Annotated in this window: 20 protein-coding genes; 8 read left to right on the plus strand and 12 right to left on the minus strand. The window is 60.3% G+C overall.

The window, feature by feature from the left end; translation table 11 throughout:
• Positions 1-58 precede the first annotated feature (58 nt).
• Positions 59-1,060, plus strand: coding sequence for a bile acid:sodium symporter family protein (locus BR48_RS0112535; protein WP_081815890.1), 1,002 nt, complete (start codon positions 59-61; stop codon positions 1,058-1,060).
• Between the two features lie 14 nt (positions 1,061-1,074).
• Here the strand turns inward: BR48_RS0112535 and BR48_RS0112540 are convergent, their stop codons facing one another.
• From BR48_RS0112540 to BR48_RS0112555, 4 genes are all read right to left on the minus strand, one after another.
• A complete protein-coding gene (locus tag BR48_RS0112540; RefSeq protein WP_245273464.1) occupies positions 1,075-2,448 on the minus strand; it encodes an AcvB/VirJ family lysyl-phosphatidylglycerol hydrolase in 1,374 nt (457 codons plus the stop codon).
• A gap of 5 nt (positions 2,449-2,453) precedes the next feature.
• Positions 2,454-5,084, minus strand: coding sequence for a bifunctional lysylphosphatidylglycerol flippase/synthetase MprF (gene mprF, locus BR48_RS0112545; protein WP_051614936.1), 2,631 nt, complete (start codon positions 5,082-5,084; stop codon positions 2,454-2,456).
• A gap of 186 nt (positions 5,085-5,270) precedes the next feature.
• Positions 5,271-5,750: a hypothetical protein gene (locus BR48_RS0112550; protein WP_027231607.1), complete on the minus strand. Its 480-nt coding sequence runs from the start codon at positions 5,748-5,750 to the stop codon at positions 5,271-5,273.
• A gap of 263 nt (positions 5,751-6,013) precedes the next feature.
• Positions 6,014-6,709 carry a fumarylacetoacetate hydrolase family protein gene (locus BR48_RS0112555; protein ID WP_027231608.1) on the minus strand — a complete coding sequence of 232 codons (696 nt, stop codon included), beginning with the start codon at positions 6,707-6,709 and terminating at the stop codon, positions 6,014-6,016.
• Between the two features lie 136 nt (positions 6,710-6,845).
• On the opposite strand from BR48_RS0112555, the gene BR48_RS0112560 reads away from it, so the two are divergent.
• Together BR48_RS0112560 and BR48_RS0112565 are read left to right on the plus strand one after the other, a co-directional pair.
• Positions 6,846-8,111: a glucoamylase family protein gene (locus BR48_RS0112560; protein WP_036814534.1), complete on the plus strand. Its 1,266-nt coding sequence runs from the start codon at positions 6,846-6,848 to the stop codon at positions 8,109-8,111.
• Positions 8,112-8,239: 128 nt separating this feature from the next.
• Complete coding sequence (locus BR48_RS0112565; RefSeq protein ID WP_027231610.1) at positions 8,240-9,142, plus strand: diacylglycerol kinase family protein; 903 nt, start codon at positions 8,240-8,242, stop codon at positions 9,140-9,142.
• Positions 9,143-9,195: 53 nt separating this feature from the next.
• Here the strand turns inward: BR48_RS0112565 and BR48_RS24530 are convergent, their stop codons facing one another.
• The 8 genes from BR48_RS24530 to BR48_RS0112605 form a co-directional block, all read right to left on the minus strand.
• Positions 9,196-9,639 (minus strand): hypothetical protein, encoded by a 444-nt coding sequence (locus tag BR48_RS24530; protein WP_036814356.1) that lies wholly within the window; start codon positions 9,637-9,639, stop codon positions 9,196-9,198.
• A 120-nt stretch (positions 9,640-9,759) separates the two neighbouring features.
• On the minus strand, positions 9,760-10,632 hold the full coding sequence (locus tag BR48_RS0112575; RefSeq protein ID WP_245273492.1) for an alpha/beta hydrolase: 873 nt from the start codon (positions 10,630-10,632) through the stop codon (positions 9,760-9,762).
• 11 nt (positions 10,633-10,643) lie between these two features.
• Positions 10,644-12,260 carry a molybdopterin-binding/glycosyltransferase family 2 protein gene (locus tag BR48_RS0112580; protein WP_027231612.1) on the minus strand — a complete coding sequence of 539 codons (1,617 nt, stop codon included), beginning with the start codon at positions 12,258-12,260 and terminating at the stop codon, positions 10,644-10,646.
• Positions 12,257-12,970, minus strand: a complete 714-nt coding sequence (locus BR48_RS0112585) for an XdhC family protein (RefSeq protein ID WP_027231613.1) — start codon at positions 12,968-12,970, stop codon at positions 12,257-12,259. The genes BR48_RS0112580 and BR48_RS0112585 overlap by 4 nt, the downstream gene beginning before the upstream one ends.
• 2 nt (positions 12,971-12,972) lie before the next feature.
• Positions 12,973-13,308 (minus strand): XdhC family protein, encoded by a 336-nt coding sequence (locus BR48_RS0112590; RefSeq protein ID WP_175498985.1) that lies wholly within the window; start codon positions 13,306-13,308, stop codon positions 12,973-12,975.
• 17 nt (positions 13,309-13,325) lie between these two features.
• Positions 13,326-14,603: a VWA domain-containing protein gene (locus BR48_RS24535; protein WP_245273466.1), complete on the minus strand. Its 1,278-nt coding sequence runs from the start codon at positions 14,601-14,603 to the stop codon at positions 13,326-13,328.
• Positions 14,593-15,534, minus strand: coding sequence for a MoxR family ATPase (locus BR48_RS0112600; RefSeq protein WP_027231615.1), 942 nt, complete (start codon positions 15,532-15,534; stop codon positions 14,593-14,595). The genes BR48_RS24535 and BR48_RS0112600 overlap by 11 nt, the downstream gene beginning before the upstream one ends.
• A gap of 7 nt (positions 15,535-15,541) precedes the next feature.
• Positions 15,542-15,997, minus strand: a complete 456-nt coding sequence (locus BR48_RS0112605; RefSeq protein ID WP_051615011.1) for a flavin reductase — start codon at positions 15,995-15,997, stop codon at positions 15,542-15,544.
• Positions 15,998-16,222: 225 nt separating this feature from the next.
• Here BR48_RS0112605 and BR48_RS0112610 point away from each other — a divergent pair, with 225 nt between their 5' ends.
• The 5 genes from BR48_RS0112610 to purB all read left to right on the plus strand — a co-directional run bounded on the left by BR48_RS0112610 (position 16,223) and on the right by purB (position 21,174).
• On the plus strand, positions 16,223-17,302 hold the full coding sequence (locus BR48_RS0112610; protein WP_036814358.1) for a branched-chain amino acid ABC transporter substrate-binding protein: 1,080 nt from the start codon (positions 16,223-16,225) through the stop codon (positions 17,300-17,302).
• Positions 17,302-18,309, plus strand: coding sequence for a P1 family peptidase (locus BR48_RS0112615; protein WP_036814361.1), 1,008 nt, complete (start codon positions 17,302-17,304; stop codon positions 18,307-18,309). The genes BR48_RS0112610 and BR48_RS0112615 overlap by 1 nt, the downstream gene beginning before the upstream one ends.
• A gap of 70 nt (positions 18,310-18,379) precedes the next feature.
• On the plus strand, positions 18,380-19,045 hold the full coding sequence (gene rpe, locus BR48_RS0112620) for a ribulose-phosphate 3-epimerase (RefSeq protein ID WP_027231619.1): 666 nt from the start codon (positions 18,380-18,382) through the stop codon (positions 19,043-19,045).
• Positions 19,042-19,779 (plus strand): DUF2259 domain-containing protein, encoded by a 738-nt coding sequence (locus tag BR48_RS0112625; RefSeq protein ID WP_051614941.1) that lies wholly within the window; start codon positions 19,042-19,044, stop codon positions 19,777-19,779. The genes rpe and BR48_RS0112625 overlap by 4 nt, the downstream gene beginning before the upstream one ends.
• Positions 19,780-19,869: 90 nt before the next feature.
• The gene (gene purB / locus BR48_RS0112630; RefSeq protein ID WP_027231621.1) at positions 19,870-21,174 is read left to right on the plus strand and encodes an adenylosuccinate lyase; all 1,305 of its coding nucleotides are present in this window, start codon (positions 19,870-19,872) and stop codon (positions 21,172-21,174) included.
• Positions 21,175-21,196 lie beyond the last annotated feature (22 nt).

Below are 21,196 nucleotides of genomic sequence, written 5' to 3' on the forward strand. Positions count from 1 at the left end.
TTCGGGAGTGGGCTGCGTATGTTAGACGGACGCGTTGAATTCACGAATGGAAGTCGCAATGCGTCGCTTTTTACCTGACAATTTCACACTGATGCTGGTCGGGGCCGTGATCCTGGCCTCGTTCTTTCCGATCAGCGGCGTAGCGGCGGATTATTTCGGCACCGCGACCAAGATAGCGATCGGCATGCTGTTCTTTCTGCATGGCGCCCGCCTTTCACGCGATGTGGTCATCGCCGGCTTCCTGCACTGGAAGCTGCACCTGACGATTCTCGCGGCAACCTTCGTCCTCTTTCCGCTGCTTGGTATTTGCGCCGGCATTCTGGTGCCCACGATACTGCCCCCGGCGCTCTATTCCGGCATTCTTTTCCTGTGCGTGCTACCTTCGACGGTGCAATCGTCGATCGCATTCACCTCGATTGCTGGCGGCAACGTGCCGGCGGCCATCTGTTCCGCCTCTGCTTCGAACATTTTCGGCATGTTCCTAACGCCATTTCTGGTCGGCCTGCTCTTTTCGACGGCAGGCGGCCATGGCGGATTTTCGTTCGACGCGCTGCAGTCGATTCTCCTGCAATTGCTCGCGCCCTTTGTTCTCGGGCAGATCCTCCAGCCATTCATCGGCAACTTCATTCGCAGCCAGCGCAAGCTGCTGATGCCGTTCGATCGAGGGTCGATCCTGATGGTGGTCTACCTGGCGTTCAGCGAATCCGTGACCGAGGGCCTGTGGCATACGATCTCGATTCGTGACCTTGCCGTCGTGATCCTGCTCGACATTGCAATCCTTGCCATCGTCCTTGCGGTCACCATGTTCGGTAGCCGCTGGGCCGGATTTTCACGCGAGGACGAGATTGCAATAACCTTCTGCGGCTCGAAGAAGAGCCTTGCCAGCGGCATTCCCATCGCAACGGTCATTTTTGCCGGGCAAAGCATCGGCAGCATAGTCTTGCCGCTGATGCTGTTTCATCAAATCCAGCTGATGGTGTGCGCTGTCATTGCCCAGAAATATGCGGATGCCGGAAAGCGGGCCCGCGCGAAGGAAGCACATCCAGCCGCGCAGACCTGACGGAAAATCCAAGACTATTTGGGCTGGCGCGCCGCGATCGCCTGCATCAGCTTTGCGGCCAGCATGTCGTACTTCTCGTCATAGTGGTGGTCGCCCTGAAGTTCGATTTTCTCGACTGAGGCAAGCGATGGATCGTTGCACGCCGTATCGTCTTCCTCGGAACCGTAAACGCATAAAACCTTGTCGAGCGGCAGCTTGGCAACCGCGGGCGCAACCTCGTTGTCGCCGCCGAGCCCGAGCCATGCGCCGACCGACACCTGAAACGGCGTCGTCTCTTCCGTGCCGATCAGGCCGATCATCCGCACCCGGTCCTGCAATTGCTGGGGCATGGATGGCCATGAGAAGGGTATGGTGTTGGCGCCAAATGAATAGCCGAGGAGAACCACCGGCAGCTTGCCGGATGGATCGGCTTTCGCGACGATCCGGCCGATATCCTTGGCGATGTCCTCGGGCTTGCGCAGCGTCCAGAAATAGCGAAGCGAATCGACGCCAACGACATGAACGCCTTCCTTGGCAATGATGTCGCCGACCGACTTGTCGATATCGCGCCAGCCGCCATCGCCCGAGAAGAAGACGGCGAGATATTTAGGATCGCCGTTTGTTGCCGGCACGTCGATGATCGGCAGCGACTCGGCCGAGGCGTCTTCCTTGGCGATTTCGACCGCCGCGTCCGCCGCGATCTGCAGCCGCTCGGGACGCGTTGCGCCGAGCTTTTCCTGCGCGAGGAAAAAGCCAGTGCTGGGTGGGCCCTTGGGGTCGGCATCCGGCTTCTCGCGCACGATCGTTGCCGGATTGGGCAGATCGGCATCGTAGGAGTAGCTGAAGCCGTCATTGCCCACGGCCTCATAATCGGCGCCCTCGCACGACGGAAGCTTGGTCTTGAGTCCGACCGAGGGATCGACAAGGACCGCGCCCGCCAGGGTTGCCGCCGGCGTATCGGCCACCGAGGCATAGGCCATCACGGCACCCTCGCCGATGCCAACGATCACCGGGTGCATATAGGTATCGACGGCGATCATGCGCTGCGCCTCCTTGGCAATGCCTTCGAGGTCGGAGACGAAATAAGTGCAATCGCCGGTATCCTGATCGAGTTCCTTGCGCCACTTCTCAAGATCGACGGTCAAGACCAGGAAGTTGCGGTCGAGCAGGAGCTTGCTCAGCGCTTCGTCGTCGGCAGCCAAGCCACCCTTTTGCGAAACGACGATAGCGATACCCGACGCCTTGCCATCCGGCTGCAGCAACGGCACGTCCGTGAGCCGCTCGGACGAAACAAGAATGCGCTTGCCTCCGCCGCCGAACCCGAACCGCGGAAGGTAGTGAAGTGCTGCAGAAAGACCGATACTGACGATCAGCAATGCAAGAATAACGAGCAGGGTGCGCCTGCGCATGAATTTCATCGTTTAAAGACCTCAAAGGGGCTGCCGCTCACCAGATTCGTCGCATCAATGAGCGAGCGAGGCGTCGCGAGGCCCGGTGGGCAAATCAGGTAGTAGGGTGTCCATTTCGGGCCGAACTTATCCTTGAAAGCGCGCAATCCGTCAAACCGATAAAATTCGGCGCCGCGCCGGTAGATGAAGGAGCCGATCCGGTTCCATCGCGAGGCAAGATGACTGTCGGACAGGCCCGACAATGGCGCCGCGCCAAGATTGAACCAATGATAGCCCTCGTTCTTTGCCGCCATCAGCAGATTGGCAAAAAGCCCGTCCATGACGACGCTGGAGGCATCCGGTACATGGCGCATCAGGTCGACGGCAATTTCTTCCTTGTTGGCGCCGCGCCACATATTGGCGAATGCGACGATCTTGCCCTCCTTGCGCAGGACACCGACGTCGAAATTGGCAAGGTAGGCGTTTTCAAACGAACCAAGCGAGAACCGCTTCTCCGAACCGGATTTCATCTCGAGCCAGGCGTCCGATACTTCGCGCAACTCGTCCATGATGTCCGGCGTATTGTCCCTCGCAATGACCTCGAATGTTATGCCCTCTTTTTCGAGGCGGCGCGCCGCGTAACGCAGCGGCTGCCTCTTCGAGCCCTCAAGCGAAAAGTCGGTCAGATCTACGCGTGCAACTTCGCCAAGCTTCAGCGCCGTCAGGCCCATATCGAGGAAAAGTGGCAGTCTTTCAGGACCTACGCCATAGAACACCGTGCGCGATCCCGTTCGGTCGGCAAGACCGCGGAACGCCCAGGCGAGATCCGATATGACGGTCCCGTCGTTGCCCACGGGCTCGCCCATCGAGACGAGGCTGCCGCCAGAGCGGGCATACATGACGAAACCCCTGCCCTGCGCATCCATCAGGAAGCGCTTGTCACCGAGCAGTGCCAGCGCATCTGAGGCACGCGGCGATGTGGCGACGACTTCAGGCACTTGATCGGGAATGGGCTGGGCCTTGAGCTTGCTGCGGCCAACACCATTGATGACCGTGTTGATCGTGACGGCCGCAAGAATGGTGAGGACCAGCACCGTCGCCCGCAAGAACCGCGAGGCCTGGGCATCCCAGGCGAACTCCCACCAGAGCTCGTTGGCATATTCGACATGGTGATAGGCAAAGAATCCGAGCCAGATTACGGCGAAGGCCGTGGTCCCGATGCTTGCAAGCCAGCCCCATGTGAGCGTGAAGCGTTCGTTGAGCGGCCTGCGATAGAAGGAATCGCGGAACAGGAGCAGCGTTCCGGCCATCAAGGTCAATATGAGCGCTTCTTCCCAGGCGAGACTCTTCGTAAGCGCGAAGATGGCGCCAAGGCTGAACAGAATGATGGCGAGGAACCAGGCGCGCCACAGCCGCCGCGCCAGGCCGCGAGCAACGATGAGCAGCGCGAGGCCGACGAAGCTCGCGCCAAGATGCGACATTTCGAGAAATGGCATGGGCAGGATGTCTGCCAGCACTTCGAGGCGCGAGTGCAGGCCCGGAATCACGGCCGAAATCAGGAGAACGATGCCACCAAGAAACGCGATGCCGGCCGAAAGCGGCGGTATCAGAGGCTCGAACATGCGCGCAGCCATCATCGTCGGCGCGGCGAGCAGATGGCGTTTGCGCAAAATCTCCGAAACGACGAACCCGGCGATCGCGATCAGAAAAGGGATAAGCGTATAAATCAGGCGGTAGGCGACCAGCGCGGCGATAGCGTCGGGATTCTGGCCAAGGCCAAGGCCGGCAATAATCGTCGCTTCGAAAGCGCCGATGCCGCCTGGTGCATGGCTGACGATGCCGAGCGCGACTGCGACCACGTATACGAGCGCGAAGGCCGGAATGCTTCCAACCGAGCCCGCAGGCAGGAGAACGTAGAGCGTTGCAGCAGCGGCGGCGACATCGACAAGTCCGGCGATGATCTGCAGCAGCGCGCCCTGCGACGACGGGAGGCGCACCGACATGCGGCCGATCCGCAGCGTACGCTCGCGGCGCGACAGCCAATAGAGAAGCACGGCGACGGCAATAAGAGTTCCCGTGCCAATCACCTGATCGACGATGGGGCCGAACGAGACCACCCAGGGAATGCGTGTCGGGTCGATAACGAGGGCAACGGCGATGAGAATCGTGAATGCGAACCAGATCGCCAGCCACGACGTGCCGATGATGCGACCGATATCGGCGATATCGATCCCCTCGGCGGCATAGACCCTGTAGCGCAACGCTCCGCCGGTCAGAAGCGAGAATCCGAGTGCGTTGGAAATGGCGTAGCCGGCGCCGCCGGCCATGGCGGAAATGTGATACGGAACGCGTTTCGGCGCAATCGTCTCAACTGCAACAACGTCGTAAAGTGCAACGGCGGCAAAGCTGACGATCGTGAAAACAAGCGCGACCAGTAGCGTGCTTGTCGGAATGGCATGCAGCGACCGCTTCACGTCATGCAGCGAAATCTCGCTGGAAAAATGGGCGAGGACGAGCAGGCTAACGATGGCCACGCCAATGCCCAGCGCGGCGAACATCGCCGATCTGGCCTTCTTGCCCCACCAGGGAAGGCGAGACTTCGCGCGGGCTTCCAGCCTTTGCATCTGCTTTTCGTGGTCTGCCACAGCCGTCGTCATGGGTTATTCCAAAATCAGAATGGATCTGAAGGAAGCGAATTGCACCGTTTCAAGGTTGGCGCATTAGCCCTGCAATAATGGCGGGATTGAGCCCAGAATAAAGGCTAAATAATCTTTCATCTTCCGGTGGCCCGGATGACGATATGCGATCAGTTATTACAGTCTTACTGGGAGATCAATCTTGGATCATGCCGCGTCGAGCAATAGTTGCCGATGGCTCCCCGGCGCACGCACGCGGCCGACGGCCTTTCGCGGCGGGTTGAGACCCATTCCCTTGGCAATGGCGGTTGCTACCGAGTTGCTGTTCTGGATCAGGAAAGAGTAGCGCAGATCCGATTGCCGGATACGGTTCGCTACATCGATTGCCGCCCGCCAGCGCGCAGCAATCGTCGCGTAGCTGCCCTCCAGCATCATCGTCGTGCGCGAAGTGGGCCGCACGTAAAATTCCGGGAAATAGACGAGATCGCGCTTGGCATAGTCGGTGACGACAGCACTCAGCGCGCCGCCAATCGCGCAATAGTTGAAACTTCCATCCGGATTTGCGGCGCCACCGTTGATTTCAAACAACGGACGCCCGGCCTCATCTGTCCAGACCACAAAGTTGTGGCTGGCGATCCCGCCGAATCGCGGGATGGGATAGGAGCCAAACAGAATGCGGTGTTCCATCAAAATCGGTGCTCTGAGATACGAAATAGAAGAAGATGGATCTCAAATACCTCATTTATTTTCAAACACAAGGCCGCGACTCTTCACGGAAATGCGAGGGGATTTCGCTTAGCCGGCACATATTTGCCTAAGCCGCGCCAATAGCGTGGAAATCCCCGCAACGGCCCGCCACATTGCGCAAAAAATTATTTTCGCCGTCGCCATCGATCTCGGAAGAAACAAGTTCGGTTCGCTGGCAAAATTGTGTTGGGTTGCAGGCCGTCCTAGACGACCCGAACCTGAATTTCACCGATTCCATCAACGCCGCCATGCATCTCATCGCCGCGTTGCACGGCGCCGACACCGGCCGGCGTGCCCGTAAAGATCAGGTCGCCCGGCTGCAGCGTGAATAGTGTCGAGAGGTAAGAAATCGTCTCCGGAACCTTCCAGATCATCTGGTCGAGGTCGCCGCGCTGGCGTTCGGTCCCGTTGACCTTCAACCAGATGGCGCCGGCGGCGGGGTGGCCGATCGCCGCCGCCGGCACAATCGGCGAGCATGGCGCCGATGCCTCGAACGCCTTTCCGACCTCCCAGGGGCGGCCGAGCTTCTTGGCCTCGCCTTGCAAGTCACGCCGCGTCATGTCGAGCCCGACGGCATAGCCATAGACATGATCCAGCGCATATTCGACGCTGATGTCGGAGCCGCCCTTGGCAAGCGCCACAACGAGCTCCATTTCGAAGTGAACATCGTTGGTCGCTGTGGGATACGGAAAATTGCGCCCCTCGGTCAGGAGGCTATCGGGGTTCTTCTGGAAGAAGAATGGCGGCTCGCGGCTCGGGTCATGTCCCATTTCGATGGCGTGGTCGGCATAGTTGCGTCCGACACAGTATATCCGGTGAACCGGGAAAAGCTTGTCCAGACCGGCCACGGGCAATGCCGGTTGCGGAAGCGGGTCAAAAACAAAACGGGCTTCAAACATCTATTCGCCTCTTTCGGGTTTTACCGGTTGCGCCTTCTCACTCAGCGCCATGCGTACTATAGAGTCGAGACGCCCGCCTGATGCAACCCGGCATATGCAGCGGCATAATGCCCTTGGCAAGGATATTGCGCCTCCCATGCATCTTCGATTTGACTCGGCCCCAGCGTTTCATGGCGAGGACAGCGATGAAGCACTGCTTGAGCGGGTGCAGCGCGCCAGCTTCGGCTATTTCTGGGATGGCGCGCATCCCCATAGCGGCCTTGCCCGCGACAGGTCTGGCCGGACGGCCGATCCGAACAATGACCTCGTCTCGATAAGCGGCTCTGGCTTTGCATTCATGGCGATCATTGTCGCTCTCGAGCGCGGGTGGATCAAACGCCGGGATGCGTTTGCCCGTTTCGATGCGATGGTATCGACCCTCGAGCAAGCGACGCGCTACCAGGGTGTCTATCCGCATTTCATCAACGGCCGCGACGGCTCGACGGTCCCCTTCTCGCGCTTCGATGACGGCGGCGATCTCGTCGAAACATCATTGCTGTTTCAGGGGCTTCTCTGCGTTCGGCAGTACCTCGCCTCGCAATATGCGGGGAGCTTCGACCTGAGGGCCCGGATCGATCGTCTCTGGCGCGCGGTCAACTGGAGCGCACACATAAAGCCCGGAACGGATGCGCTTTACTGGCATCACAGCCCGAAACATGAATGGGCGCGCAACGTGCCGATCCGCGGCTGGAACGAAGCGCTGATCACCTATGTTCTCGCCGCCGCCTCCCCCGACTACGCGATCGAACCCCGGATTTACCAGGAGGGCTTCGCTGGCAACGGCACAATCGCCAACGGGCGCGAGTACTATGGAGTAACGCTGCCGCTGGGTCCGGACTATGGCGGCCCCCTATTCTTTGCCCATTACTCCTTCTGCGGCCTCGACCCCCGCGGCCTTAAGGATCGCTACGCCGACTACTGGGAACAGAACTGCAATCACACGCGTATCAACTATCTGCACAGCGTGGAAAAAACCCAATCCGACGATTGTTGGGGGCTAACCGCGAGCCACGCGCCCAAGGGTTACGCCGTCAGTTCACCGGCTTCCGACAGAGGTCTGATTGCACCGACAGCGGCCCTAAGCAGCCTCCCCTACACGCCCTACGAGTCGATGCGGGCGCTGCGCCATTTCATGACTTTGCCGCAAAGCCGGATTGCCGGACGTTTCGGGTTCGTCGATGCCTTTGCACCGGCGCGCAACTGGTATGCCCGCACCTATCTTGCGATCAATCAGGGGCCGATCGTCGCCATGATCGAGAACTACCGCAACGGGCTGCTTTGGGAACTCTTCATGAGCGCGCCGGAAATCAGGGATGGGCTGCGCAAGCTTGGCTTTGTCAGCCCGCACTTGTCGCAGGCGTAGGCCCGTTATGGCCCCCTATGTCCTACGAAAGTCGAGGAACGAAAACACGCCTGAGGGATTGTTTTTAGTGGGGCAATTGACCATCTTCCGCTCACCTCGCCGCGCTTCCCGCTGAACAAGGATCAGACATGAAAGTCCATGCCGTTTTCAACCGCGATGGCGGCACCTTTCGCACGATGGACATGGAAGCGTTCGCAGCGACGGCAAAGTCCATCTTCGAAAGCCATGGGCATACGTTCGAAAGCGAAATCATCCCGGGCAAGAAGCTTATCAAAGCGCTCGAACGCGTCTGCGCCGAGCCGGGCGACCATGTGCTCATGGCCGGCGGCGGTGACGGTACGATTTCCGCAGCCGCGGATTTCGCATGGAAGTCGCAAATACCCCTCGCCGTCCTGCCGGCCGGCACGATGAACCTTTTCGCCCGGGCGTTGAAGATTCCGCTCGACCTCAACGCAGCGCTTGAAAGCCTTGCGACCGGATCGATCGAAGCTGTTGATATTTCCACGGCCAATGACGAGAGTTTCGTCCATCAGTTCTCGATCGGCTTCCAGCCGCAGATGATTCAGGTTCGCAACACGCTGGAATATCGCTCGCGTTGGGGCAAGCGGCTCGCCAGCATGCGTGCCTTTGCCAAAGCCATGGGCCGCCCGCCCAAATTTCTCGTTCGCATGGTCGTCGACGGAACCACCATCGAGCGAACCGTTTCTGCCATTTCGGTCGCCAACAATGCCTATGGCCACGGTGTCCTGCCGGTTCCCGAAGTCGTCAACCGTGGCGAACTCGGCGTTTATATTGCTGGAAAATTGACGCCGGCCGCCCTTCTCAAGCTGGCCTTCACGGTGCTCACCGGCTCGTGGCGCAGCAACCCGGATGTCGATGAAGTTGTGGCCCGAAAGGTCGAGCTGCACTTCCCGCACCTGCGGCGCGGCGCCAAGGCCACGATCGATGGCGAACTGATCCCCCTGCCGCGCGACGTCAAGATTGCCGTTCGTGCCGGCGAACTCAAAGTCCTTGCGCCGAAGCTTCCCTAAATGAAAACAGCGCGGCGATGGCCGCGCTGCTGAAATTATAAAGGAAAGACCGCTTAGCTGCTGGTTTTCTTGTTCTTTTTTGCCGGCGTCGCAGCGGGCGCTGCCGCTGGGGCCGGGTTCGTGGCCTTGCGTGCCGCAGCCTCGTCGGCTGCAGCCTGGTCGGCGCTCTTCGGCATGGTGTCGACGATCGAGCGGACCTTGCCCTTGTCGGTTACGGTGCACATGGCATCGCGAATATCCGCCTTCAGGCGCACCTGACTTACGCCACCGCCCATCGATTCCGCTTCAACGGCCTTGATGTTGCTTTCGGAGAGGAAGTATTTGACTGCCGCCGCCTGGATACAGGGTTCTGCCAGTGCTGAATCCACCGGCGGGCGAACCGGCGCGAAAGTGGGGATCATCGGAACCAGTGGAGGCTGGCCGGTCGTGGAGCATGCTGCCAGCGGAATAAGAACCGCCAAAGGGGCAATTCGGCTCAGTATTTCAGGCAGGCGCATGGGTCTCTCCGCAAAGTCTCATCGCAGTATTGGATATAGGCCGGAAACTATTCGCTTTTCGCCATTTGTCTAGTGGCACAACTGCCACAATGGGACTTTATTGCCACAACACCAGGACGCTCAGGGTGCGACCGAAAGCATCCAGTTTAATGCGGCTCGCCAGTTCGTCATTCGGATGGGCGTGCCGTGGTTGCCGCTTTCAAACCGGGTAAAGCGCACGGGATAGCCTTTGGCGGAAGCCCGGATCTGCTGGTAGAAGGCTTCCTGCTTGTCGATGGCAAAGACCGGGTCACGGCTACCGTGGCCGAAGAACACTGGTATGCGGCGCTTGAACGAAGCAGAGCCGATGAAGTGATCGTCCCAAAGCGATCCGAGGATCAGCAAACCGGAAATATCCTTTGCCGCCTTTGGATCGTTCGCGAGCCGCCAGCATAACATTCCGCCCATCGATCCGCAGGCGACGAACAGTTTTGCTTGCGGCGACTGCGCCTTGAAATGCGCAATCAAGCCAGCGACCTGCGCTGCACCCTTTTCGCCGAAATCGGTGAAATCCGGCGTGAGGTATAGACCGTTGTTCCGCTCCATAAGGTTCTTCAGCCGATTGAAATTGCCGCCGAACGTGAAATCGTTCATCCCCTGCTGCCGATTTCCGCCTTGCCCGTGCAGGTAGATCGTGATGATGGCCGGGCTGTCGAGATTGCCGACTGCCATGACCTTGACCGACCCGCTGTCGGTCGTGACCACCAGATCCTTTTGCGAGCGTTTCGGCTGCAAGGACACATAGTTCGGCTTGACCCGCCGTTCCGGCACCGTGTCGCGGCCATTGATATCCCGCAGTTCATTATAATCCACAACGACATAGTCGCCGCCATCCGCGCTTTTCAAAATACCTGGATAGGCAAAGAGATCGTCCTTGTACGGATCGAGTTGCACGGCGGAAGCGGGCGCGGCGAGGCACAGCAGAGCGAACGCGGCGAAGAGGATAGGTTTCAGCAATGTTAGTCCTAAGGGTTCGGCAGGGCGATCGTGCCGCCGGCGCGATTGAGCATGTCCGGCGTGTCGACATCAATAGCCGCTGCCTCGCCAAGTTCAACATCGATCAGCGGAAAATCGCCCCGCTCGATCAGATGACGGGCACCGACATCACCGGCAAGCGTGAAGACTTCGTCAAATAATTGGCGTGGCAAAAGCACGGGGTTGCCGCGCTTACCGTCAAAGGTCGCCCGCACGATCGACTGGCCCCCTGCCTCACTGAAACGCCTGATCATCGTCTCAATGTGCTCGCTCGAAAGCGCAGGCATGTCGGCAAGCAGCATCAGGACGCCGTCCGCCGAAGCGGGCACATGCCGGATCGCGGTTTGCAGCGAGGATGCAAGGCCGCTCGCGTAATCCTTGTTGAGCGCGATGACGACATTCAGGCCCTCGAGCGCCGCGCTGCATTGCTCGGCCATATGGCCGAGAACGGCAATGACCGGACGTCCGCCCGCTTCGATCGCAGTCAGGGTCGAGCGCCGGATCAAAGGCATGCCGGCGAAAGTCGCGAGCAGCTTGTTTGATCCGTTCATGCGTGTCGACTGTCCCGCCGCAAGCACCGCGATCGCCACATCGGCACGTGTAGAAGGTCGTGGATCGCGCGGCTGCGGCCGAGATGTTATCTCCATAAGCAAGCCCCCTACGCCCATGCCGATGACATCTTCCTTCGTGACGGGCACATTTGCCATGAGGCGCTCGAGCACCCAGTCGAAGCCATTTTCCTTTGGACTGCGCGCACAGCCCGGCGCACCAATGACCGGCTTGCCGTCCAGTTCGCCAAGCACCAGGAGATTGCCTGGGTCGACCGGCATGCCGACATGATGCACAACGCCCCCGGCCTGCCTGATGGCCGCCGGCACGACATCGCCGGCATCGACCACCGCGGATGCGCCGAATGCGATGACGATGTCGTTCGATCGATGCAGTTCGCGAATGGCCTCCGCAAGCTCGCTTTCGGAATGGGTAGTCCGCCGCTCGGCAGTCAGTTCACCATGATTTCCGGCTATGCGCGCATCGATGACACGGCGGGTCTTGTCGAGAACGCTCGTCTTCACCGACGGCAAGGTCGTCTGGGCAAGGCCGACGCGCGCGCCGGTAAAGGCATGGACGCCAATTGCCGCTCGCCCGCGCGCCAGCATTGCGATGCGATCAATGACTTGCCCTGGAACTGCAAATGGGATGATCTTGATCGTCGCAACCATTTGGCCAAGTTCAACACGCTCGAATGGTTTCAAGGTTGCAATCGTTGCGGCCGGATCAACCGCATTGATGGCATTGACGAGGTCGGCATCGACAGCAAAAAGCCCGGCTTTTTCGGCGTAGCAGTTGACGCGGCCCGTCGTTGCGGTCCCCAGCCGGACATTGAATACATCAAGCGATTTGGTGATTTGCTCGGCGGCGGCATTCTCTTCGAGATCGCCGCTTTCCAGCCGCGCTGCAATGACGTGCCTGACGCCTGCTGCCCGTAGCCCCGTGATATCCGCGGCTGTAAGCACATGCCCCTTTTTCAGCTTGAGCCCGCCCGCATGGGTCGAATGGGCGAGGATCGCGCCGAACGCACCGTCGAGTGGCATTTCACCGAATATCATACGGTTCGGTCCAATTGCTGCAATGGCTGCAGTTCGCGCGCACGGAATGTCGTGACGACCTCGGCGATAATCGCGACGGCGATCTCCGCGGGACTGGCGGCCCCGATATCAAGTCCTATTGGCGCGCTGATCCGGCTGATCTGTTCGTCAGCAAGCCCCAGAAGCTTGAGCCGCTCCACCCGCTTTGCATGTGTTTTACGGCTGCCGAGCGCGCCGACGTAGAAACAGCCGGACGTCAGTGCAGCCGCGAGCGCCGGATCGTCGATCTTCGGGTCATGTGTCACTGCGGCCACGCCCGTATAGGGGTCGAGCGGGCGGGCTTTCAGCACGTCTTGCGGCCATTCGGCGTGAAGCACGACATCCGGAAAGCGCTCCTGTGTCGCAAAGGCCGTGCGCGGATCGATGATTTCCGTGTCATAGCCGGCAACCTTCGCCATGGGCGCCAATGCCTGGCTGATGTGGACCGCTCCGATGACAACGAGGCGTGGCGGCGGCAGATGCACATTCAGAAAAAAGGACCGGCCATCCACATCGGCAATTCCGGACCGGCCCGACAGGAATGCAGTTCGAACCGCGTGGCCCAGCGCACCGGCAACAGGATCGCCCTGACGGATCACCCGGTCCCGGCCATCCCCAATATCAGTCAGGAGGATCGCGGCGCGGCGTGCGCGTCGCTCTTCGTTGAGTTTCTTGAGGCAAAAGGGATCCACGATCAGCCCAGCCGCTCCACATAAACCCTGATGCGTCCGCCACAGGAAAGCCCGACCTGCCATGCCGTTTCATCGGCAACCCCGAACTCGAGCATGCGCGGCTGGCCGCTCTCGATCACCTCCATGGCCTCAGCGATAACCGCGCCTTCGACGCAGCCGCCCGATACCGAACCTTCGAAATTGCCGGAGCGATCGATAACGAGATGGCTGCCGACCGGCCTTGGCGCCGACCCCCACGTTTCGATGACAGTCGCGATGGCGACATCACGGCCATCGGACATCCAATCCTGCGCCGTCATCAGCGGATCAAGTGTTTGTTGATTGGATTCCAGCATCATCGTGCCCTCCAGCAGGCTCAATATGGGTGCGATCCCGGCGCATGGGAAGGGGTCGCCCGGGCAAGCCAGCGTTTCGGATCGTCGTTGCGCTCGCGCGGCCGGCCGAGCGCCTTGCACAGATCGTCCAGGGCTTCAAGGTTATGCACGGCGCGAAAGTCATCGACATAGGGAAGCATTGCCCGAACGCCCCGGGCGCGCGGCTCGAAGCCTTCAAAGCGCAGCAAGGGATTGAGCCAGATCAGACGCCGGCACGATTTCGACAGCCGCTCCATCTCCGCTTCGAGTTCGCTTGTATCCTCCCGCTCAAGACCATCGGTAATGAGCAGGACCACGGCGCCCTGGGTCAGGACGCGGCGCGACCATTGCCTGTTGAATTCATGCAATGTCTCACCGATGCGCGTGCCGCCGGACCAGTCTTTTACAACATCGGTGCACCGCGCAATGGCATCGTCAGGATCGCGGTAGCGCAATGGCCGCGTGATATTGCTAAGACGCGTGCCGAAGACGAAACAATGGACTCGCCGTCGCCTCTCCATAATCGCATGCATGAAATGCAGAAAGATGCGCGTGTACTGGCTCATCGAGCCGGATATATCCGCAAGTACGACGAGCGGCGGGTGCACGACGCGGCGCGATCGAAACTTTGGCAGGATCAGATCGCCTCCCGTGCGCAGACTTGCCCGCATCATGGCCCGCGGGTCGATGCGCCTCCCACGCGGATCGCTGCGGTAGCGCCTGGTTTCGACCTCGTCGAGCGGCAGGGTGAGTTCGCTCATGGCGCGTCGCGCCTCAACGAGCTCAGCGGCGCTCATCTGCGCAAAATCCTTGGCCCGCAAGACTTCCTTGCCGGAAAATGTAAAGCGGGCGTCGATATCGATCTCTGGCGGCCGTTGACCCGGTTCTGGCTGACCATTTCCCCTGAGCAACGCCTCGGCGACCCGCGCTTCGGCAGCCCTTGACCGTTCACGGTCCTGCGCCATCGCGACCGGGGAGAACATTGCCAGCATCTTTTCGATCAGTTCGCGCGAGCGCCAATAAAGGCGGAACGCCTCGTCAAATGTCGCGTGGTCCTCGCGGCGCGTTACGAAAACACTGTGCAGTGTCCAGTAGAAATCATCCCTCGAGCCGATGCCACCGAAGAGCACCGCCTGGATTGCATCCTGGACCGAGGCTGGACCGACGCGCATGCCTGCCTTGCGCAGGGTCCGGGCGAAATAGACGATATTGTCCGCAAGATGACTGCCCGAACCCGCCGCCTGCGGTGATCGTTCGAGCGCCGCCATGTCAGACGGCATTCAAGCTGGCTTGGCGTATCTCCAACTTGACTTCGTCAAGGATGCGGCGCCCCTCGCCGCCGGCGATGCGGGCAATGTCGTCCTGATATTTCAGGAGCACGCCGATCGTATCGGATACGGCTTCAGGATCGAGGGCGAGCTTGTCCATCTCCGTCAGGGCTCCGGCCCAGTCGATGGTCTCGGCTACGCCCGGCAACTTGAAGAGGTCGACTTCGCGCAGCTTTTGGACATAGCGGACGATCTCGTCCGAGAGGCGCTCATTGGCGGCCGGCACCTTGCGGCGGACGATTTCGAGCTCGCGTTCCGCCGAGGGGTAATCCACCCAGTGGTAGAGGCAGCGCCGCTTCAGCGCGTCATGGATTTCACGTGTACGATTGGTGGTTATGATGACAAGCGGCGGCTCATTCGCCCGAATGGTGCCAAGCTCCGGGATCGTAACCTGATAATCCGACAGCACTTCAAGCAGGAAGGCTTCGAACGCCTCGTCCGTGCGGTCGAGTTCATCAATCAGGAAGACCGGCGCTTTGCCCTGCTCGCCCGAAAGCGCCTGCAGCACCGGCCTCCGGATCAGGAACTTTTCGGAAAACACGTTCCGCTCGATCGCATTCTTGTCGATGACGCCGCTCGCCTCGTCGAGCCGGATCTCGATCATCTGCGCCGCATAGTTCCACTCGTAGACCGCCGAGGATACGTCGAGGCCCTCATAGCACTGCAGCCGGATAAGCGGACGGCCGAGGGTCGTCGCCAGCACCTTGGCGATCTCTGTCTTGCCGACTCCCGCCTCGCCTTCAAGAAACAGCGGCCGCTTCATGCGCAAGCTCAGGAACAAGACGGTCGCCAAGGCCCGGTCCGCAACGTACCCGCCGGATTCGAGCAGGGCCAAGGTGGCCTCGATCGATTGCGGCAGGGACGAAACGGCTTGCTTGCCCATGCTGGTCCTAGTCTCCGGCGGAGTGGTAAGATCGGTTGAGGTAGATCAGGGATTTGGCCGGATCACCCATGTTGAGCGCCGTCACCTTGCCATAGATCACGTAGTGGGTGGCGACCTCGTGCGTGGCGACGATGCGGCAGTCAAAGCTTGCCAATGCATCGACGAGAACGGGCGCCCCTGTCTGCAACGTGTGCCAGTGGCCGAGGGAAAACCTGTCCTGCTGCGCAAGATCGCCCCTGCCGGAAAAGGCTTCGGACAGCGCCTGCTGGCCAAGCGAGAGGGTGTTCAGCGCAAAGACCTGGTTTTCGATGAAGAGATGATTGAGTTCATGCTCGCGGTTGAGGCAGACGAGCATCGTTGCAGGATTGTCGGAAACGGAACAGACAGCCGAAACCGTCACGCCACGACGTCCGGCCGGACCATCGGTCGTGATAATATGCACGGCTTCCGCGAAATGGCTCATCGCATTGCGGAACGCGAGCGGCTCGATCTTCTGATCCTTGGCTATAAGCAAATTTTCAATTCCGTATCTGCAGCATCAGTATCGCAACAATCGCCACAACCAAAGAGTGCGGACAAATTTTTGTTCGATCCTATTATTATATAGACCCCAATTGCGCGGAATGAAGGAAACAGTTACCGAAATAATGTAACTGGTTACCATACAACACGAAATGGCCCGCTCTTGATGAATCGCTTGCTACGCGCCGCAACATTCCTTGGCCTTCTGGTCTCGAGTGTCGCACATGCGGAGGACAGGATTGGCGTTATTGCGCCGCTTTCGGGTCCCTTTGCGCGCCTCGGCATGCAAGTGGTCGATGGCAGCACCGTGGCGGTAAACACTGCCGGAAAAGGCCAGGCGATATCGATCACCACCGCCGACGACAAGTGCGACGCAGCCGGTGGCGATGCCGCTGCGAGGCAGATGGTACAGGCCAACGTCATGATCGTCGTCGGTTTCCTTTGCGCCGACGCATTGGAGGCCGCCTTGCCGATCCTCAACCAGAAGGGCATCCCGGTCATAAGTCCGGGGGTGCGGTCGCGAACGCTGACCGAACGGCGAGCCGAGCAACCCTATGCAGTTTTCCGACTCGCCCCATCCGAACAGAGCGAGGTAACGGAAACCGGCGATATTCTTGCGCAGCTATGGCATTCCACACCCTTCGCGATCATTGACGATGGCACCATCTTCGGCCGTGAACTTGCCTCCGGCGTGCGCGCGCGGCTTGAGGAGAAGGGCCTGAAGCCGGTTTTTGCCGATACGTATCGCCCTGGCCTCGACAATCAGAACGCACTGGTCGGCCGGCTCAAGCGCGCGGGCGCCACGCAGGTTTTCGTCGGCGGCGAGCGCGACGACGTTGCTGCCATCGGGCGCAGCGCCGTCGCCCTGTCCTACCCGCTCACCATCGTCAGCGGCGAGGCGCTCGGTACTGTCGGCAACGGGAGCGACCTTGCCGCCGGAACCCTGATGATAGCACCGCGCGACGCGGAAAAGCTCGACAGCGCCCGCAACGCGAAAAACGCTGTCGAGCTTGCCGGGAAAGTCCCGGAAGGCTACGTCATACCGGCCTATGCCGCGACCGAGATCGCCTTGCAGGTTCTTGCCGGTGCGCAGGCGCAGCCGGGTTCCCTCAGCGAACTTCTGCACAAGAATGCTTTTGAGACAGCGCTGGGCTCCGTCCAGTTTGACGCCCTGGGCGAGCGGATCGCGGATACTTACTGGGTGCAGAAGTTCGACGGAACGCAATTCGTCCTGGAGGCCAAGTGATGGCCGGCGTCAAGGCAGGTGCGCGCAACCTCATCACCGATGTGGCTGGCCTGCGTGTCGGCAATGCGAGCGACGAAAAGGTAAAGTCCGGCACGACCGTGATCCTCTGCGATACGCCGGCGACCGCCGCCGTGCAGGTTCTCGGCGGCGCCCCGGGAACGCGTGAAACCGACCTTCTCGAACCGCACAACACGGTTGAATCGATCAACGCGCTTGTACTGTCGGGTGGCTCTGCTTTTGGGCTCGACGCAGCCTCGGGCGTTCAGGCGGCGCTGCGCGAAAAGGGTGTCGGCTTCGAGGTCGGCGGTCACCGCATTCCGATCGTTCCGGCTGCGATCCTCTTCGACATGATGAATGGGGGCGACAAGGATTGGGGACGCTTCCCGCCCTATCGCGAACTTGGCTACGCCGCCGTCCAGTCGGCATCGCCCGCATTCGAAATCGGGACCGCCGGAGCTGGTACCGGCGCGACTGTGGCCGGGTTGAAGGGCGGGCTCGGCTCAGCCTCTTCAATGCTGGCGAGCGGCGCGACCATCGGCGCGCTCGTTGCGGTTAACGCGCTTGGGTCGGTAACACTAGGACAAGGTAAGCATTTCTGGGCCGCGCCTTTTGAAATCGGCGCAGAGTTCGGGGGTCATGGCCTGCCCCATCCGCTTCCCGCCAACACCAGTGAAATAAAAACCAAATTCAGCGAAGCAACGGGCTCGAACACCACTATCGGCGTCATCGCGACCGATCTTGTGCTGACCAAGGCGCAGGCCAAGCGCCTGGCCATCGCGGCCCATGACGGATTTGCCCGTGCCATCTGGCCTTCCCATACGCCATTTGACGGCGACCTCATATTCGCACTTGCGACCGGCACGAGCGGCCGCATGCCGGAGGTTGGTGAATTCATCGATCTTTGCGCGGCAGCCGCTTCGACCATGTCACGGGCGATTGCCCGCGGCATATACGCCGCGACGCCAGCCGCGAACGATCCCTATCCGGTGTGGAAATCGCTGATCTAGACCGGTTTCGGTTGTGCCACCGGAACGCGCATGGTAACGGCGCGCAAGTTTTAAACTCCGGAGACTGAACATGAGCCGTCCGCTCGTCATTGCCCCATCCATTCTCGCGTCGGATTTTTCCAAGCTCGGCGCGGAAGTAACGAGCGTCCTCGACGCGGGCGCCGATTGGGTGCACATCGATGTCATGGACGGGCACTTCGTTCCGAACATCACCTTTGGCCCGGAGGTGGTCAAGGCCATCCGCCCGTTGACGGACGCGGTTTTCGATACGCACCTGATGATTGCACCCTGCGATCCATATCTTGAAGCCTTCGCCAAGGCCGGCTCCGATATCCTCACCGTTCATGCCGAAGCCGGCCCGCACCTGCACCGTTCGCTGCAAACGATCCGCGCACTTGGCAAGAAGGCTGGCGTTGCGCTGAACCCCGCAACCCCGGAATCGGCTATTGAGTACGTCCTGGACGATATCGATCTCATCCTGGTCATGACGGTGAACCCCGGCTTCGGCGGCCAGAAATTCATCCACGAGACGCTGGAAAAGATACGCAAAATCAAGGCGATGATCGGTGATAGGCCGATCGATCTTGAAGTCGATGGCGGCGTCACCGCCGAAACAGCTGCGCTTGCCGCGGCGGCCGGCGCAAATGCCCTGGTTGCCGGATCCTCAGTATTCAAGGGCGCATCTTACCGCGGTAACATCGATCTCATTCGCAATGCCTGCGTGAACAGCGCGTGAGCCCGTATCGCCGACTTGCCATCGGTTTGCTGCTCGGTCTGTTTCCAGCGGCAACTGCATCATATGCAGGCGATGCGGCGAAGCTTAATATTCTCGGCTTCTCCAAGGATGGCGGCGTTTTCGCCTTCGAGGAATACGGTATTCAGGACGGTTCCGGCTTTCCCTATGCCAACCGGTTCTACATCGATACCGCAAACGACAAGTTCCTGCCGAAGACGCCGGTGCGCGTCCGCCTCGACGATGAGCATTCTTCGCTCGAAGAGGCCCGCGACAAGGCTGCGCGGGATGCGCAGGGCCTGACATCGCTGACGGACGTTGAACTGCAGGCAAACATCGGCTTTACCGTAGCTTCGAATCCGGTAACCGAGCTTTCTGCCGATCCCTTTAAGGTAAGGGTGAACCCCCGGCCGATTTTTCCGGCGCTTGATCCAGCCCTCACCATCACGCTCGAGGAAATCGCCGCGCCGGCAAGCGAGATGTGCCAGAACATGGGCGATATCAAGGGGTTTCGCCTGATACTCGCCGAAGACAAGCCCGGCGCTGGGCCGCAATTACTGCATGCCGACGAAACGGTACCGACAAGCCGGGGCTGCCCGCTCGGTTACAGCATTGGCGCCGTGCAAACCTATTATCCTCAAGGCGCATCGCCGGTCGTTGCAGTTCTTGTCGCCATTAGGGCGTTCGGCTTCGAAGGTCCCGATCACCGCTGGATGGCCGTGACCACGCGCCGCTAGCTGCGCCGACGACAAAAACCTGCGTTGAGCGATCGGCAAAGGTCTGATAGACCGCACTCAACTTTTAATTCTTCGCCGACAGGAACACATATGATCCCGCGCTATTCGCGGCCGGAAATGGTCGCCATCTGGTCCCCGGAAACGAAATTCCGCATCTGGTTCGAAATCGAGGCGCATGCCTGCGATGCGCTTGCCGAACTCGGCGTTATCCCCAAGGAAGCGGCGAAAACCATCTGGGAAAAGGGCGGCAAGGCAACATTCGACATCGACCGCATCGACGATATCGAGCGCGAGACCAAGCACGATGTCATTGCCTTCCTGACCCACCTTGCCGAGATTGTCGGTCCGGATGCGCGCTTCGTCCATCAGGGCATGACGTCCTCGGACGTTCTCGACACCTGCTTCAACGTGCAGCTCATGCGCGCAAGCGATATCCTTCTCGCCGACCTCGACAAGCTTCTCGCCGCGCTGAAGACCCGCGCATTTGAGCACAAGGATACCGTCACCATCGGGCGCAGCCATGGCATCCATGCCGAGCCGACCACCTTCGGCGTGAAGCTCGCCCAGGCCTATGCCGAGTTCGAACGCTGCCGCAGCCGCCTCGTCGCGGCGCGGGCCGAGATCGCCACCTGCGCCATATCCGGTGCGGTCGGGACATTCGCCAATATCGATCCATACGTTGAAGAACATGTGGCCAAGGCATTGGGAATGCAGCCGGAACCAGTTTCGACACAGGTCATTCCGCGCGACCGCCACGCCATGTACTTTGCCACCCTTGGCGTCATCGCTTCATCGATCGAACGGCTGTCCGTTGAAATCCGCCACCTGCAGCGCACCGAAGTCCTAGAAGCCGAAGAGTATTTCTCTCCGGGCCAGAAGGGTTCTTCGGCCATGCCGCACAAGCGCAATCCCGTCCTCACCGAGAACATGACCGGCCTTGCTCGCATGGTCCGCGCCTTCGCCCTGCCTGCGATGGAAAATGTTGCGCTTTGGCACGAACGCGACATCTCGCATTCATCCGTCGAGCGCATGATCGGTCCGGATGCGACGATCACCCTCGACTTCGCACTGGCCCGTCTCACCGGCGTCATCGAGAAGCTTCTCGTCTACCCGGACAACATGCTCAAGAACATGAACAAGTTCCGGGGCCTCATTCACTCGCAGCGCGTACTGCTCGCCCTCACCCAGGCCGGCGTGTCGCGTGAGGATTCCTACCGTCTGGTGCAGCGCAACGCCATGAAGGTGTGGGAGCAGGGCAAGGATTTCCTCGAAGAACTTCTCGCCGATGCGGACGTGCGTGCCGCCCTGCCCGAAGAGACAATCCGCGAGAAGTTCGACCTCGGCTACCATACCAAGCATGTCGATACGATCTTCAAGCGCGTGTTCGGAAACTGATGCAGCAAACGCTCGACCTTAA

Origin of the sequence: Phyllobacterium sp. UNC302MFCol5.2 (assembly GCF_000686005.1) — a bacterium.
Taxonomy (GTDB): domain Bacteria; phylum Pseudomonadota; class Alphaproteobacteria; order Rhizobiales; family Rhizobiaceae; genus Phyllobacterium; species Phyllobacterium pellucidum.

Excerpts from the sequence above, each read along its gene's own strand:
- BR48_RS0112535 (WP_081815890.1), top strand. The coding sequence starts at position 59 with ATGCGTCGCTTTTTACCTGACAATTTCACACTGATGCTGGTCGGGGCC.
- BR48_RS0112540 (WP_245273464.1), bottom strand. The coding sequence starts at position 2,448 with ATGCGCAGGCGCACCCTGCTCGTTATTCTTGCATTGCTGATCGTCAGT.
- mprF (WP_051614936.1), bottom strand. The coding sequence starts at position 5,084 with ATGACGACGGCTGTGGCAGACCACGAAAAGCAGATGCAAAGGCTGGAA.
- BR48_RS0112550 (WP_027231607.1), bottom strand. The coding sequence starts at position 5,750 with ATGGAACACCGCATTCTGTTTGGCTCCTATCCCATCCCGCGATTCGGC.
- BR48_RS0112555 (WP_027231608.1), bottom strand. The coding sequence starts at position 6,709 with ATGTTTGAAGCCCGTTTTGTTTTTGACCCGCTTCCGCAACCGGCATTG.
- BR48_RS0112560 (WP_036814534.1), top strand. The coding sequence starts at position 6,846 with ATGCATCTTCGATTTGACTCGGCCCCAGCGTTTCATGGCGAGGACAGC.
- BR48_RS0112565 (WP_027231610.1), top strand. The coding sequence starts at position 8,240 with ATGAAAGTCCATGCCGTTTTCAACCGCGATGGCGGCACCTTTCGCACG.
- BR48_RS24530 (WP_036814356.1), bottom strand. The coding sequence starts at position 9,639 with ATGCGCCTGCCTGAAATACTGAGCCGAATTGCCCCTTTGGCGGTTCTT.
- BR48_RS0112580 (WP_027231612.1), bottom strand. The coding sequence starts at position 12,260 with ATGATATTCGGTGAAATGCCACTCGACGGTGCGTTCGGCGCGATCCTC.
- BR48_RS0112590 (WP_175498985.1), bottom strand. The coding sequence starts at position 13,308 with ATGATGCTGGAATCCAATCAACAAACACTTGATCCGCTGATGACGGCG.
- BR48_RS24535 (WP_245273466.1), bottom strand. The coding sequence starts at position 14,603 with ATGCCGTCTGACATGGCGGCGCTCGAACGATCACCGCAGGCGGCGGGT.
- BR48_RS0112600 (WP_027231615.1), bottom strand. The coding sequence starts at position 15,534 with ATGGGCAAGCAAGCCGTTTCGTCCCTGCCGCAATCGATCGAGGCCACC.
- BR48_RS0112605 (WP_051615011.1), bottom strand. The coding sequence starts at position 15,997 with ATGAGCCATTTCGCGGAAGCCGTGCATATTATCACGACCGATGGTCCG.
- BR48_RS0112610 (WP_036814358.1), top strand. The coding sequence starts at position 16,223 with ATGAATCGCTTGCTACGCGCCGCAACATTCCTTGGCCTTCTGGTCTCG.
- BR48_RS0112615 (WP_036814361.1), top strand. The coding sequence starts at position 17,302 with ATGGCCGGCGTCAAGGCAGGTGCGCGCAACCTCATCACCGATGTGGCT.
- rpe (WP_027231619.1), top strand. The coding sequence starts at position 18,380 with ATGAGCCGTCCGCTCGTCATTGCCCCATCCATTCTCGCGTCGGATTTT.
- purB (WP_027231621.1), top strand. The coding sequence starts at position 19,870 with ATGATCCCGCGCTATTCGCGGCCGGAAATGGTCGCCATCTGGTCCCCG.